A 14,640-nucleotide genomic window follows, 5' to 3' on the forward strand; every position below is an offset into this window, starting at 1 on the left:
GCGGATGCGGGGCGTTCTCGGCACAACCTACGCGGGCGATCAGCCCTGGTAGTCGCGCACGTCGCTGCCGGTGTAGACCTGGCGCGGACGGCCGATCTTCATTTCCGGGTCAACCTGCTGTTCGAGCCAATGCGAGACCCAGCCGGAGGTACGGCCCAGGGCGAACATGACGGTGAACATTTCGGTCGGGATCTGCAGCGCCTTGTAGATGATGCCGCTGTAGAAATCGACGTTCGGGTACAGCTTGCGGGCGACGAAGTACTCGTCCTGCAGCGCGGCCTGTTCCAGCTTCACGGCCACGTCCAGCAGCGGATCCTGCACGCCCAGCTGCTTGAGCACCTTGCTGGTCATCTCGCCGATGACCTTGGCGCGCGGATCGAAGTTCTTGTAGACGCGGTGGCCGAAGCCCATCAGGCGGAAGCCGGAGGTCTTGTCCTTGGCCTTGACCACGGCGGACTCGACGTTGTCGGCGCTGCCGATCTCTTCCAGCATCTTCAGCACGGCTTCGTTGGCACCGCCGTGAGCCGGACCCCACAGCGCGGTGACGCCAGCGGCGACCGACGCGTAGGGGTTGGCACCAGTCGAGCCGACCAGGCGCACGGTCGAGGTCGAGGCGTTCTGCTCGTGGTCGGCGTGCAGGATGAACAGCAGGTCCAGCGCCTTGACCACGTCCGGGTTCAGGTCGTACTGGCCATCAGCCGACTCGAAGGTCTGCTTCAGGAAGCGGCTGACGTAGTCCAGCGAGGTATCCGGCTTGTTGGCCGGCAGGCCCTTGCCATGGCGGTAGATCAGCGCCGACAGGGTCGGCACCTTGGCGATCAGGCGCACGGCGGCCTGGCGGCGCTGTTCGGCGTCGGACAGGTCCAGCGAGTCGTGGTAGATGGCCGACAGCTGCGCGATCGCGGCAGCCAGGATGGCCATCGGGTGGGCGTCCTTGGCGAAGCTGCCGATCAGGGTGTTGATCGACGCATCGACGTTGGCTTCGGCAGTCAGCTCATCGGTGAAGGCCTTCAGCTGCTCGGCGCTCGGGCGCTCGCCGTTGATCAGCAGGTAGGCCACTTCGACGTAGCTCGACTTTTCCGACAGCTGTTCGATCGGGTAGCCGCGGTACAGCAGCACGCCCTTGTCGCCGTCGATGTAGGTGATGGCGGACTTGCAGCTGGCCGTCGCGGTGAAGCCGGAATCGTAGGTGAAGAACCCCGTTTCCTTGGTCAGCTTCGCGATGTCGACGCAGTCGTTGCCAAGGGTGGGTTTGATGACGGGCAGAACGACGGACTTATCGCCGGCGTTGAGCGTGACCTGATCAAGATCGGACACTGTGTGCGCTCCTTCATGGGAAGGCGCCTGCCCAAGCGCATTGGTCAGGCACGTGAATGACGTCCTCGGCCTGTGCCGGGGATCACGCCATTATCGCACAGCAGCATTTGCCCGGCGCTAGACAGAAGTCGTATACGACAGGCGGCCAGACGCCGGCCGTTGAGCGGCCCGGATCGGCAAAAGCGTTGTCACACGAACGCAGTGTTCCGTCCATCCAAACGCCCGTTGGGTTGGCGTTGGGGAAAAACAAACGGCCGCGCAGAGCGCGGCCGTCGGTTCGAAGCTGGATCGACAGATCAGCGCGCGTAGCGCTTCTGGAACTTGTCGATACGGCCCGAGGTGTCGATGACCTTGTGCTTGCCCGTGTAGAACGGGTGCGAAGCCGAGGAAATTTCAACCTTCACCAGCGGGTAGTCGTTGCCGTCTTCCCACTTGATGGTTTCCTTCGTCGCCATGGTCGAGCGGGTCAGGATCTTGAAATCGGAGGTGACGTCATGGAAGACGACGTCGCGGTAGTTCGGATGGATATCGGCCTTCATGGGCTCACACCGTAAATGGGCTGGTGGTCAAGAGCGGCATTATAAGCACCGGTTGCCGCTCGGGGCAACCGGTGCCGGTCAATCAACTTCAGTCCGCGCCCAGGGCCTGGCGCACCAGGGCCTCGAAACGCTGCTGGTCGTAGGCCATCAGCAGATCGCAGTTGTCCGGCTGGCCGGTCTGGCGGTTCCAGTCGACGATGGTGGCGCCGCGGCTGAACGTGCCGTTCAGTTCCACGTTCAGGGGACGCGATTCGACCTGCAGCTGCCCTTCCGGGTTCAGTGCCCAGGCCATGGCCACCGCATCGGCGGTGTACCAGCGCCCGCCCTTGCTGTCTTCGGACAGGCCACGGGTCTTGCGGGAGATCAGCTCGTAGAAGCGGGCACGATCGGAATCGGCCTGCAGCCACTTCTCGGCATCCTGCAGCGGCAGGCCATGGGCGACGGTGGCCTCCCAGTCCGACACCAGCAGGTGCTTGAACGAAGTGAACACCACGTGCGCCGCTTCCGGATCGAAGGCGATATTGAACTCGGCCGCCGGGGTGATGTTGCCGTGGCAGGTGACCGCGCCACCCATGACCACGATGCGCTTGATGCGCTCGGGCAGGGTCGGGTCCAGCTTCAGTGCCAGCGCCAGGTTGGTCAGCGGGCCAAGCATCACCAGCATCAGTTCGCCGGCGTGCTCGTGCGACAGGCGCAGGATGGCCAGTGCGGCGTGCTCGGCCTCGGCCTGGCGGCTCGGCGGCGGCAGGTCCACGTCGCCGTAGCCATCACGGCCATGCACGTGGGCGGCGTCGACGGAGGGATGCAGCAGCGGATCCGGGCTGCCGGCAAACACCGGCACGTCGGCGCGGCCGACGATGTCGCAGAGCTTGAGGGCGTTGCGGACGGTGTACTGCAGGCCGACATTGCCGGCGGCGATGGTCAGGGCGACCACGTCATGCCGTTCGTCGGCAAAGGCCATCAGCAGGGCCAGGGCGTCGTCCACACCGGGGTCGGTGTCGATCAACAGGGGGATCTTGTGGGTCATCGTTGCCGTCTTCAGATCGGCAACGAAGTGTGGACCGGGATGATGACCGTTGCAAGTACGGGGGGTTGGGGTTCGGCAGGGCTGCGCCCTGCACCCGCAGAGGCAGGAGCAACGGCAACAGCAACGGCAACGTCAGAAGCTGGTTTTCTGGAGGATGGCGGGATGGGTCCGGTGGCAGGGGCCGCCGTGAACCCGTCCATGGGGGCTTGGTCGCGGCATCCATGCCGCTCACACCCCTACCACCGGACCCATCCCGCCTTCGACAGATTTCCGCGATCTGTCGGAACGGCGTTCTGCTCTGGTGGGTGTCGACCTCGGTCCACACATCCACGCAATGCGTGGAGGAACATGTAAATGATCGAATTGGCTCTCTGTAGAGTCGAGCCATGCTCGACTCCCGCGCGCAGCGCGAAAAGCAGCCGAGCGTGGGCTCGGCTCTACAGTAGATCCACGCCATGCGTGGATGAGCGTCCCGGGGATGGGGTCAGAGCCCTTTGCTGTGCAAAGGGGTCTGACCCCGCCACTTACGCCGAGGCGTAACGCACGGCGGTGCCGATCCAGCGCTGCACCACGCGATCGGCCAGCGCTGGTTGCTGGGCCAGCAGGCGTTCGGCAAGATCGTGCACGCCGGGCAGCAGGCCGGCGTCGCGGGCCAGGTCGGCAATGCGGAAGCCGGCCAGGCCGGTCTGCCGGGTACCCAGCAGTTCGCCGGGGCCGCGCAGTTCCAGATCCTTTTCGGCGATGACGAAGCCATCGTTGGTTTCGCGCATGGTCTGCAAACGCTCGCGCGCCATCTGCGAAAGCGGCGCCTGGTACAGCAGCACGCAGCGCGATACCGCCGAACCACGACCCACGCGGCCGCGCAACTGGTGCAGCTGGGCCAGGCCGAGGCGCTCGGCGTTCTCGATCACCATCAGCGAAGCGTTCGGTACGTCCACGCCCACTTCAATCACGGTGGTCGCCACCAGCAGATCGATCTCACCGGCCTTGAACGCCACCATCGTCGCCAGCTTCTCGGCGGCCTTCAGGCGGCCATGCACCAGCCCCACGCGCACGCCCGGCAGCAGCGCCTGCAGCGACTCGTAGGTGGCCTGCGCCGGGGTGGCATCCAGTTCCTCGCTTTCCTCGATGAGCGTGCACACCCAGTACACCTGCCGCCCTTCCTGGCAGGCCAGCGCGATGCGCTCGATCAGTTCGGGACGGCGATCGTTGTTGAGTGCCACGGTCTGCACCGGTGTGCGGCCGGGAGGCAGTTCGTCAATGGCCGACACATCCAGATCCGCGTATTCGGACATCGCCAGCGTGCGCGGAATCGGCGTGGCGGTCATCACCAGCTGGTGCGGCACGCTGTTGCCACCCGCGCCCTTGTCGCGCAGCGCCAGACGCTGGTGCACGCCGAAGCGGTGCTGCTCATCGACGATGGCCAGGGCCAGATCCTGGAACACCACCGCTTCCTGCATCAGTGCATGGGTACCGACCACCACCTGCGCTTCGCCGTTGGCGACCTGCTCCATCACCTTGGCGCGCGCCTTGCCGGTGACCTTGCCGGCCAGCCAGGCGATACGCACGCCCAGCGGTTCCAGCCAGCTGCGCAGGTTGTTGAGATGCTGTTCGGCCAGCAGTTCGGTGGGCGCTGCCAATGCGACCTGCTTGCCCTGCTCGACTGCCAGCATCGCGGCCAGTGCGGCGACCACGGTCTTGCCGGAACCAACGTCGCCCTGCACCAGCCGCAGCATCGGGCTGGGCCGTGCGAGGTCCTCGCGAATCTGCTTGAACACACGCGCCTGTGCACCCGTCAGCGCGAACGGCAGCTGTTTCAGCAGCGCCTTGGCCAGCTTGCCGGGGCCGGCCAGCGGCGGCGCATGGTGCGCCTGCAAGGCAATGCGCTGGCGGCGCAGGCTAAGGTGATGGGCCAGCAGCTCTTCCATTGCCAGGCGACGCTGCGCCGGGTGGGTGCCTGCTGCCAAGGCGGCCAGATCGGCATCCGGCGGCGGCCGATGCACGGTCAGCAGCGCACTGCGCAGCGACGGCAGGCCGAGGCCATCCAGCCAACCACTGGGCAGCAGTTCCAGCGTGCTTTCCTCGGGCAGGCGATCCAGGGCCTGGCCGATCAGCTTGCGCATGGTCATCGGGCCGACACCTTCGACGGTGGGATACACCGGGTCGAGGCGGTCGCCGAGTTCGGGATCGTCGTTGCGGCCCAGCACCTGGTAGCTGGGATGGACGATTTCCAGGCCGAGATGGCCGGGTTTGGGGGTGCCGAAGCAGCGCAGCCGGTTGCCGACCGCGAACTGGCCGACCTGCTGCTGGCGGAAGTGGAAGAAGCGCAGCACCAGGGTGCCCTGCCCTTCGTCTTCCACCGCCACTTTCAGCATCGGCCGGTAGCGCATGCCGCGCTCGACCGCGACCACCCGCCCTTCCACCTGCGCCGGCACGCCGTTGCGCAGGTCTTCGATGCGGGTCAGCCGGGTCCGGTCTTCATAGCGCAGCGGCAGATGAAGCCAGAGATCCTGCAGGGTGGCCAGGCCACGCGCCTGCAGTTTGGCGGCCACGGCCGGCCCCACGCCAGCGAGCATCGCCAGGGATGCTTCGCCGGACGGTGACAGGACCGGGGTGACCGCCGCCTTGCGTGCCACGTGGCGGTCAGTCGATGACCATCACCGCGTCGACCTCGAAGTTGGCGCCCTTCGGCAGGCCGGAGACTTCGATGGTGGAACGGGCCGGGTACGGGGCCTGGAAGTAGTCCTGCATGACGGCGTTGACCTTGGCGAACTCGCCCAGGTCGGTCAGGTACAGGCCCAGGCGCACGACCTTGTCCAGCGAGCCGCCAGCGGCTTCGGCCACGGCCTTGAGGTTGTCGAAGGCGCGGCGGGCCTGTGCTTCAACGTCACCGGCGCCGACGATGTCGCCGGTGGCCGGGTCGAGCGGGATCTGGCCGGAGAAGTACACGGTGTTGCCGGCGCGCACGGCCTGCGAGTACGGGCCGATGGCGGCGGGGGCCTTTTCGGTGTTGATGATCTGGCGGGACATGGGTCGCTCCGGTGCTTGGGGGAAAACAGAGCGGTGATTGTACCGGGTGGGGGCGGTATCGGCTGGGGTCGGATCCGTTTCCCGGTGGGAAACGGCTCTGACCCCGCACGGCAACATCCACGCATTGTGTGGACCTACGGCGGGATTCAATGGGGTCAGAGCCCTCTCCGCAGGAGAGGGATCCGACCCCGGGTTCGCGTTACTGGCGGCGTACCGATTGCACGACCGACAGGCGGCGCAGGCGGCGCATCACTTCGGCCAGGTGGTTGCGGTCGCGCACCTGGATGTTGAACGCCAGCACGGCAGCGTTGAAGTCACGGTCCAGGTAGTCCACCCGTTCGATGTTGGAGTGGCTCTGGGCGATGGCGGCGGCCAGCTGCGCCAGCACGCCGGTGCCGTTCTCCACTTCCACCACCAGCGATGTGTCGTAGTCGCCGGAAACGGTGGTGTCCCAGCCGATCGGCACCCAGCGCTCGGGGGACTTGCGCAGCTCGGCCAGGTTCGGGCAGTCCATGCGGTGCACCACGATGCCCTTGCCGGCGGTGTGGTAGCCCATGATCTCGTCGCCGGGAATCGGCTGGCAGCAACCGGCGAAGGTGACCACGCCGCGCTCGCTGCCGTTGATCAGGATCTTCTCCTGCGAGTGGTGGCGCGAATGCGGGCCGCCACGCAGTTCGGCGTAGGCCATCAGCGCCTGCGCGGCCTGGGTCGGCATCCAGTTGCCCAGTGCGACCTCGGCCAGCAGCGCCTCCAGGCGCGGGAAGCGGTGCTCGGCCAGGAACGCATCCAGGCGCCCCTTCGGCAGCCGTTCCAGCGACGAATCCATCGCTTCCAGCGCACGGTCGAGCATGCGGTGGCCGAGCTGCACGGCGTCTTCGTGCTCCAACTGCTTGAGCTGGTGGCGGATGGCGGTGCGCGCCTTGCTGGTGACCACGAATTCCAGCCACTGCGGTTTCGGCGTGGCCGAGCGGGCGGTGATGATCTCCACCGACTGCCCGGACACCAGCTTGGTGCGCAGTGGCACCAGTTTCTTGTCCACGCGCGAAGCCACCGCCATGTTGCCGACATCGGTATGCACGGCGTAGGCGAAATCGAGCGCGGTGGAGTTGCGCGGCAGGGCCAGGATCTTGCCCTTCGGAGTGAACAGGTAGACCTCGTCCGGGAACAGGTCGACCTTGACGTTGTCGAGGAACTCCAGCGAGGACCCGGCGGCGCGCTGCGAGTCGATCAGCTCGACGATCCAGGCGTGCGCGCGGCTCTGCGCGCTGTTGGGCGAATCACCACCGAACTTGTAGGTCCAGTGCGCGGCCACGCCGCGTTCGGCAATCAGGTCCATTTCCTCGGTGCGGATCTGCACCTCGATCGGCGAGCCATAAGGCCCGAACAGCACGGTGTGCAGCGACTGGTAACCGTTGGCCTTGGGAATGGCGATGAAGTCGCGGAAGCGGCCATCCAGCGGCTTGAAGGTGGCATGCACCGAACCCAGCGCGTGGTAGCAGCTGGGCACGCTGCGCACGACCAGGCGGAAGCCGAACACGTCCATCACCTGGTCGAAGGATTTGTTCTCGTCGCGCATCTTGTTGTAGATGCTCCACGGGGTCTTGATGCGGCTGACCAGGCGGTGCTCGATCCCTTCTTTGGCCAGGCGCTGCGACAGCTGTACTTCCACCTGCGCCATCGCCTCGCGGCGCACCACCGGCTGGCTGCGGATGTGTTTCTCGATGATGGCGTGGCGCCACGGGTACAGCGCCTTGAAACCGAGGTTCTGCAGCTCGCTCTTGACCAGGCTCATGCCCAGGCGCTGGGCGATGGGCGCGTAGATCTCCAGCGTTTCGCGGGCAATGCGGCCGCGTGCTTCGCGGCTCTGTGCGCCCAGCGTGCGCATGTTGTGCAGGCGGTCGGCCAGCTTGATCATGATCACGCGCAGGTCGCGCGACATCGCCAGCAGCATCTTGCGGAAGCTCTCGGCGGCCGCTTCCTGGCGGTCGCGGAACTTCAGCTTGTCCAGCTTGGTCACGCCGTCGACCAGTTCGGCCACGGCTTCGCCGAACTCGGCGGCCAGCGCTTCACGGGTCAGCGGGGTGTCTTCGATGGTGTCGTGCAGGATCGCGGCGATCAGCGCTTCCACGTCCAGGCCGAGCTCGGCCAGCACCTGGGCCACGGCCACCGGATGGGTGATATAGGGCTCGCCCGACTTGCGCGTCTGCCCAGCGTGCGCGGCGGCGCCGACTTCCCAGGCACGGCGCAACAGCGGCAGCTGTTCCGGCGGCAGGTAATGGGCGGCGCGTTCAAGCTGGAGGACGTAGTCGGGTACGGCGGCAGCGGGGGCTGCGGCGACCTTGGCAGTGGGGCCTGGGTTCATGCCCGAAGCCTATTCCAGCGCGACGTTTACGGCAAATCCTGAATGCGAAACAGCCCGCACGGGGCGGGCTGTTCGGCACATCCAACGATTGCGTTGATCGATGCGATCAATCGTCGTTCTTGGACATGTCTTCGTCGGCGACCACTTCCGCGGCAGCCCACTCCAGCGCTTCGCGCTCGGCGCGCTCACGCTCGGCCTTCTCGACTTCGTCGATCAGCGCGTTGTCGATCTTGCGGGCAGCGATTTCGCGCAGCGCCAGCACGGTCGGCTTGTCCTCGGTCTCGCTGTTGTCCAGCGTGGCCTGCACGCCGTTGGCGAGCTGGCGGGCACGCTTGGAAGCCATCATGACCAGTTCGAAACGGTTGTTAACGACTTCCAGGCAATCTTCTACGGTGATGCGGGCCATACGGGCTCCCGGCGACCGGTCGGCCGCTCAATCGAATGAGGGAAAGGGGACGGAGTGTACTGGCAGGGGCTGGACAAAATCAAGCCAACCCCTACCCGATTCTTTTGGAATCAGTCAGTTGCGCCCGGATCGGGGGTCAACAGGGCCTGGATCAGGCCAGCGTGGCGGACCTTCTGGGCCTCCCGGCGCAGCCGGCTGGCGGTGAAGATGGCGCACAGCTCGTCCACGGCGGTGTCGAACACCTCGTTGACGATCACGTAGTCGAACTCGTTGAAGTGCAGCATCTCGTCACGGGCCGCGCCCAGGCGCTGGGCGATGACCGCCTCGCTGTCCTGGCCGCGCTTGCGCATGCGGTCCTGCAGGGCCTGCTTGGACGGCGGCAGGATGAACACGGTGACCGTGCCCGGCACCAGCTGGCGCACCTGCTGCGCGCCCTGCCAGTCGATCTCCAGCAGCACGTCCTGGCCGGCGGCCAGCTGCGGTTCCACCGACTGGCGGGCGGTGCCCTTCCAGTCACCGTGCACCCAGGCATGCTCGAAGAAGTCGCCGGCGGCGATCATCTGTTCGAACTTCTCGGCGCTGACGAAGTGGTAGTGCTGGCCGTTCACTTCACCGGGGCGCATCGCGCGCGAGGTGAAGGAGATCGACAGGGCGATCTGCGGGTCACGCGCCAGGGTGGCGTTGACGATGCTGCTCTTGCCGGCGCCGGAGGGCGCCGCAACGATGTACAGCGTGCCGCGCGCGACGGCGTCCGACGGAGTAGACGGGGCGCTCATGCACGGAACCCAACTGGTTGATTTCGCAAAATTTTTCCTCGATGTTCCAGATCCGGCGCGGAGGATCGCGCCAGGACGGCGGGGGCTGCGCGGAACATCCTGGAACCAGGCCCGGCAGACGACTCCCCGGGGTGCGGGCACGCAACTTTACCAGAGCCGCCCCTTGCCGCGCCCGCCCGGCAGGCGCCGGGCCTTGTGCCACATGGGCGTGCGGGGGCCTGTGCTATAACCGGGCCGTACCCAACGACAGCCCGGAGGCCCGTGCCTCCCCGCCATCCCAGGAGAACGGCATGTCCTCGATGAGCCGCCGCCAGTTCCTGAAAGTGACCGGGACAACCCTGGTCGGCTCCAGCCTGGCACTGATGGGCTTCGCGCCCGGCATCGCGCTCGCGGAGGTTCGGCAATACAAGCTGACCCGCGCGACCGAGACCCGCAACACCTGTACATACTGTTCGGTGGCCTGCGGCATCCTGATGTACAGCCTCGGCGACGGCGCCAAGAACGCCGAGCCGAGCATCTTCCATATCGAGGGCGACCCGGACCATCCGGTCAACCGCGGCACGCTGTGCCCGAAGGGTGCCGGCCTGGCCGACATCATCCACAGCAAGTCGCGCCTGCTCTACCCCGAGTACCGCGCACCGGGCTCGAACGAGTGGAAGCGGCTGAGCTGGGACGATGCGCTGGACCGCATCGCGCGGCTGATGAAGGAAGACCGCGATGCCAACTTCGTGCAGAAGAACGAGGCCGGGCAGACGGTCAACCGCTGGCTGACCACCGGCATGCTGGCGGCCTCGGCCACCAGCAATGAAACCGCGGTGCTGACCCACAAGGTCGTCCGCTCCCTTGGCATGTTGGCATTCGACAACCAGGCACGTGTCTGACACGGCCCGACGGTGGCAGGTCTTGCCCCGACGCTAGGCCGTGGTGCGATGACGAATCACTGGGTCGACATCAAGAATGCCGACCTGATCCTGATCATGGGTGGCAATGCCGCCGAGGCACACCCGTGCGGGTTCAAATGGGTGACCGAGGCGAAGGCACACAACAAGGCCCGACTGATCGTGGTCGATCCGCGCTTCAACCGCTCGGCCGCGGTGGCCGACGTGTATGCGCCGATCCGTACCGGCACCGACATCGTGTTCCTGGGCGGCCTGATCAACTACCTGTTGACCGAGGACCGCATCCAGCACGAGTACGTGCTGAACTACACCGACATGTCGTTCCTGGTGAAGGACGAGTTCGCCTTCAAGGACGGCCTGTATTCGGGCTACAACGAAGAGAAGCGCAGCTACGACCGCTCCAGCTGGGACTACGCCTACGGTGACGATGGCTTCGTGCGCAGCGACCCGACGCTGAAGGACCCGCGCTGCGTCTACACCCTGCTCAAGCAGCACTATGCGCGCTACACCGTGGAGATGGTCGAACGCATCTGCGGCACGCCCGCCGACAGCATCCGCCAGGTCTGGGACATGATCGCGTCCACCGCCGGCAAGGACAAGGCGATGACCATCCTGTACGCGCTGGGTTGGACGCAGCACTCGATCGGCGCGCAGAACGTGCGCGCCGGCACCATGGTGCAGCTGCTGCTGGGCAACATCGGCGTGGCCGGCGGCGGCATGAACGCGCTGCGCGGGCATTCCAACATCCAGGGCCTGACCGACATCGGCTTGATGTCCGACCTGCTGCCCGGCTACCTGACGCTGCCGAAACAGGACGAGCAGGACTACGACGCTTACATCGCCAAGCGCACGCAGAAGCCACTGCGCGCCAACCAGATGTCGTTCTGGCAGAACTACCCGAAGTTCCACGTCAGCCTGATGAAGTCGTGGTGGGGCGACGCCGCTACCGCCGACAACAACTGGTGCTTCGACCACCTGCCCAAGCTCGACAAGCCGTACGACATGCTGCAGGCGTACGAGCTGATGAACGAGGGCAAGATCCACGGCTACATCTGCCAGGGTTTCAACCCGCTGGCTTCGGCGCCGAACAAGGGCAAGCTGATCAGTGCGTTCTCCAAGCTGAAGTTCATGGTCAGCATGGACCCGCTGGAAACCGAGACCATTGCCTTCTGGCAGAACCATGGTGCGTTGAACGACGTCGACCCGAGCACGATCCAGACCGAAGTATTCCGCCTGCCGACCACCTCCTTCGCCGAGGAGAACGGCGCGGTGGTGAACTCCTCGCGTTGGCTGCAGTGGCACTGGAAGGGTGCCAATCCGCCGGGCGAAGCACGCAGCGACATCGAGATCATGTCCGAGCTGTTCCATCGCATCAAAGCGATGTACGAGAAGGACGGCGGTGCGTGGTGGGAGCCGGTGCGCGACCTGGCCTGGAAGTACTCCAACCCGGAACTGCCAACGCCGGAAGAACTGGCGATGGAATACAACGGCAAGGCGCTGGCCGACGTATTCGATCCGAAGGACCCGACCAAGCTGGTGCGCAAGGCCGGCGAGCAGCTGGCCGCGTTCGGCGACCTGCGCGACGACGGCAGCACCTCCTCCGGCTGCTGGATCTACATCGGTGCCTGGGGCCCGACCGGCAACATGATGGCGCGGCGTGACAACAGCGACCCCACCGGCATCGGCAACACGTTGGGCTGGGCCTGGGCATGGCCGGCCAACCGCCGCGTGATGTACAACCGCGCGTCGTGCGACGTGGCTGGCCAACCATTCGATCCGCGCCGCACGCTGCTGGCCTGGAACGGCAGGAACTGGGGCAGCGTGGACGTGCCGGACTTCAAGGCGGACGAAGATCCCGCCGGCGGCATGGGCCCGTTCATCATGAATCCGGAAGGCATCGCCCGCTTCTTCGCAAAGGCTGGCATGGCCGAGGGCCCGTTCCCGGAGCACTACGAACCGTTCGATACACCGCTGCGCAGCAACCCGCTCAGCCCGGGGCAGGCACTGACGCTGAACAACCCGGCGGCCCGCGTGTTCGCCAGCGATCGCGCACAGATCGGTTCGCCGGACGAGTTCCCGCATGTAGCCACAACCTACCGCCTGACCGAGCATTTCCACTTCTGGACCAAGCACGGCAAGTTGAACGCCATCATCCAGCCCGAGCAGTTCGTCGAGATCGGCGCGGCGTTGGCCGATGAGCTGGGCATCAACAACGGCAGCCGCGTGCGGGTCAGTTCCAAGCGCGGGCACATCGAAGCGGTGGCGATGGTGACCAAGCGCATCAAGGCCCTGCAGATTGATGGCAGAACCGTGCACCAGGTGGGCGTGCCGATCCACTGGGGTTTCCTCGGTGCGGCCAAGCCCGGATACATCGCCAATACGCTGACCAACGCCATCGGTGACGGCAACTCGCAGACGCCCGAATCGAAGTGCATCCTGGTCAAGGTCGAGAAGGTGTAGGAGACACGCCATGTCACTGCAATCCCTGGACATCATCCGCCGCTCGGCCACCACCACGCCCTCGCCGGAGGCGCGTGGCGCGCACACCGGCCAGGTCGCCAAGCTGATCGATGTGAGCAAGTGCATCGGCTGCAAGGCCTGCCAGGTCGCCTGCATGGAGTGGAATGATCTGCGCGACGAGGTCGGCAGCTGCGTTGGCAGCTACGACAACCCGCCCGACCTGAGCGAACAGTCGTGGACGGTGATGAAGTTCCGCGAGTACGAGGACGAGAAGGGCAAGCTGGAGTGGCTGATCCGCAAGGAAGGCTGCATGCACTGCAGCGATCCGGGCTGCCTGAAGGCCTGCCCGTCGCCGGGCGCGATCATCCAGTACGCCAACGGCATCGTCGACTTCCAGGAAGAGAACTGCATCGGCTGCGGCTACTGCGTGACCGGTTGCCCGTTCGACGTACCGCGCATCTCCAAGAAGGACCACAAGGCCTACAAGTGCACGCTGTGTTCGGACCGGGTGGCGGTGGGCCAGGAACCGGCCTGCGTGAAGACCTGCCCGACCGGTGCGATCACCTTCGGCAGCAAGCAGGCGATGACCGAGCATGCCGCCGGCCGCGTGGAGGACCTGAAATCGCGTGGCTACGAGAACGCCGGCCTGTACGACCCGCAGGGCGTCGGCGGCACCCATGTGATGTACGTGCTGCAGCACGTGGACAAGCCCGAGCTGTACGCCGACCTGCCCAAGGACCCGCGCATCAGCCCGATGGTGGAAGTGTGGAAGGGCGTGGCCAAGCCGCTGGGCGTGCTGGCGATCGCCGCCACGGCCTTCGCCGGCTTCCTGCATTACATCGGCATCGGCCGCAACACGGTGGACGAGGAAGAGGAAGAACACGCCGAGCGTGAGGCCGAGAAGATCGAGGAGGACCGGTCATGAGCCGCGCCCCGCGCCCCCGCGAGATCATCCGCTACCGTGCGCCGACCCGCATCAACCACTGGATCGTGGCGATCTGCTTCGTGCTGACCGCGCTGTCCGGGATGGCGCTGTTCCACCCTGCCCTGTTCCCGCTGACCCAGCTGTTCGGTGGCGGGCCGTGGACGCGCATCCTGCATCCGTTCATCGGCCTGGCCATGGTGATCGGCTTTGCGCTGCTGGCGCTGCGGATGTGGCGTGACAACTTCCTCAGCGCCGATGACCGCGCGTGGATGCGCGGCATGCGCGATGTACTGCGCAACGAGGATGAGAAGCTGCCGCCGGTGGGCCGCTTCAATGCCGGCCAGAAACTGCTGTTCTGGGCCATCATCGGTTGCCTGTCGGCGCTGCTGCTGACCGGCTTCGTGATCTGGCGGCAGTACTTCAGCCACTTCTTCCCGATCGGGGTGATCCGCTTCTCGGTGCTCGCCCATGCGCTGTTCGGCTGGGTGCTGGTGTGCGCGATCGTGGTGCACATCTATGCGGCGATCTGGATCAAGGGTTCGGTGCGGGCGATGACCCAGGGCAAGGTGACCTACGGGTGGGCGTACAAGCACCACCGGCAGTGGTTCCGGGACATCCTGCGCGGGCGGCGGGAACAGGGTTAGCGGCAGGGCCTGCGGCCCTGCACCCGCTTCAAGCCAAGGCAACAGCAACAGCGGCTATCCGTGGGATGGCGGGGTGGGTCCGGTTGCGGGGGACGCCGTAAACCCTTCCATGGGGGCTTGGCCGCGGCATCCATGCCGCGGACACCCCCGCAACCGGACCCACCCCGCCTTCGACAGGTTCCTGCGATCTGTCGGGACGGCGTTCTGCGTTGCTGTTGGTGGGTGTCGACCTTGGTCGACACAATGAACACGGCA

The 14,640-nt window shown here is 65.9% G+C and carries 11 protein-coding genes; 3 read left to right on the forward strand and 8 right to left on the reverse strand.

The features are described 5' to 3' along the window. Positions 1-39 precede the first annotated feature (39 nt). The 8 genes from D5301_RS00065 to gmk all read right to left on the reverse strand — a co-directional run bounded on the left by D5301_RS00065 (position 40) and on the right by gmk (position 9,457). Positions 40-1,317, reverse strand: a complete 1,278-nt coding sequence (locus D5301_RS00065; protein ID WP_110713467.1) for a citrate synthase — start codon at positions 1,315-1,317, stop codon at positions 40-42. Positions 1,318-1,613: 296 nt separating this feature from the next. Continuing rightward, positions 1,614-1,856, reverse strand: coding sequence for a type B 50S ribosomal protein L31 (locus tag D5301_RS00070; RefSeq protein WP_010484049.1), 243 nt, complete (start codon positions 1,854-1,856; stop codon positions 1,614-1,616). 88 nt (positions 1,857-1,944) lie between these two features. Beyond that, positions 1,945-2,883: a nucleoside hydrolase gene (locus tag D5301_RS00075; protein WP_032127836.1), complete on the reverse strand. Its 939-nt coding sequence runs from the start codon at positions 2,881-2,883 to the stop codon at positions 1,945-1,947. Between the two features lie 524 nt (positions 2,884-3,407). Next, the gene (recG, locus tag D5301_RS00080; protein WP_324187235.1) at positions 3,408-5,519 is read right to left on the reverse strand and encodes an ATP-dependent DNA helicase RecG; all 2,112 of its coding nucleotides are present in this window, start codon (positions 5,517-5,519) and stop codon (positions 3,408-3,410) included. Between the two features lie 7 nt (positions 5,520-5,526). Continuing rightward, positions 5,527-5,913 (reverse strand): RidA family protein, encoded by a 387-nt coding sequence (locus D5301_RS00085; protein WP_005410875.1) that lies wholly within the window; start codon positions 5,911-5,913, stop codon positions 5,527-5,529. A 199-nt stretch (positions 5,914-6,112) separates the two neighbouring features. Next, entirely contained in the window at positions 6,113-8,275 is a 2,163-nt protein-coding gene (locus D5301_RS00090) for a bifunctional (p)ppGpp synthetase/guanosine-3',5'-bis(diphosphate) 3'-pyrophosphohydrolase (RefSeq protein WP_093999555.1), read from the reverse strand. Positions 8,276-8,381: 106 nt separating this feature from the next. Beyond that, positions 8,382-8,681 carry a DNA-directed RNA polymerase subunit omega gene (gene rpoZ, locus D5301_RS00095; RefSeq protein ID WP_005410877.1) on the reverse strand — a complete coding sequence of 100 codons (300 nt, stop codon included), beginning with the start codon at positions 8,679-8,681 and terminating at the stop codon, positions 8,382-8,384. Positions 8,682-8,791: 110 nt separating this feature from the next. After that, positions 8,792-9,457: a guanylate kinase gene (gene gmk, locus D5301_RS00100; protein ID WP_110713473.1), complete on the reverse strand. Its 666-nt coding sequence runs from the start codon at positions 9,455-9,457 to the stop codon at positions 8,792-8,794. A 290-nt stretch (positions 9,458-9,747) separates the two neighbouring features. On the opposite strand from gmk, the gene fdnG reads away from it, so the two are divergent. The 3 genes from fdnG to D5301_RS00115 are packed head-to-tail and all read left to right on the forward strand — an operon-like array spanning position 9,748 to position 14,385. Next, entirely contained in the window at positions 9,748-12,816 is a 3,069-nt protein-coding gene (gene fdnG / locus D5301_RS00105; protein ID WP_153854442.1) for a formate dehydrogenase-N subunit alpha, read from the forward strand. Positions 12,817-12,826: 10 nt separating this feature from the next. Then, positions 12,827-13,741: a formate dehydrogenase subunit beta gene (gene fdxH, locus D5301_RS00110; RefSeq protein ID WP_097049444.1), complete on the forward strand. Its 915-nt coding sequence runs from the start codon at positions 12,827-12,829 to the stop codon at positions 13,739-13,741. Further along, the gene (locus D5301_RS00115; protein WP_153854443.1) at positions 13,738-14,385 is read left to right on the forward strand and encodes a formate dehydrogenase subunit gamma; all 648 of its coding nucleotides are present in this window, start codon (positions 13,738-13,740) and stop codon (positions 14,383-14,385) included. Before fdxH ends, D5301_RS00115 begins: the two co-directional genes overlap by 4 nt. Positions 14,386-14,640 lie beyond the last annotated feature (255 nt).

The sequence above is a fragment of the Stenotrophomonas sp. MH181796 genome (assembly GCF_009659995.1).
GTDB lineage: Bacteria > Pseudomonadota > Gammaproteobacteria > Xanthomonadales > Xanthomonadaceae > Stenotrophomonas > Stenotrophomonas riyadhensis.

What these genes read in the sequence shown, in the direction of transcription:
- D5301_RS00070 (WP_010484049.1), bottom strand. Translation starts at nt 1,856, where the DNA reads ATGAAGGCCGATATCCATCCGAACTACCGCGACGTCGTCTTCCATGAC.
- D5301_RS00075 (WP_032127836.1), bottom strand. Translation starts at nt 2,883, where the DNA reads ATGACCCACAAGATCCCCCTGTTGATCGACACCGACCCCGGTGTGGAC.
- D5301_RS00085 (WP_005410875.1), bottom strand. Translation starts at nt 5,913, where the DNA reads ATGTCCCGCCAGATCATCAACACCGAAAAGGCCCCCGCCGCCATCGGC.
- D5301_RS00090 (WP_093999555.1), bottom strand. Translation starts at nt 8,275, where the DNA reads ATGAACCCAGGCCCCACTGCCAAGGTCGCCGCAGCCCCCGCTGCCGCC.
- rpoZ (WP_005410877.1), bottom strand. Translation starts at nt 8,681, where the DNA reads ATGGCCCGCATCACCGTAGAAGATTGCCTGGAAGTCGTTAACAACCGT.
- gmk (WP_110713473.1), bottom strand. Translation starts at nt 9,457, where the DNA reads ATGAGCGCCCCGTCTACTCCGTCGGACGCCGTCGCGCGCGGCACGCTG.
- fdxH (WP_097049444.1), top strand. Translation starts at nt 12,827, where the DNA reads ATGTCACTGCAATCCCTGGACATCATCCGCCGCTCGGCCACCACCACG.
- D5301_RS00115 (WP_153854443.1), top strand. Translation starts at nt 13,738, where the DNA reads ATGAGCCGCGCCCCGCGCCCCCGCGAGATCATCCGCTACCGTGCGCCG.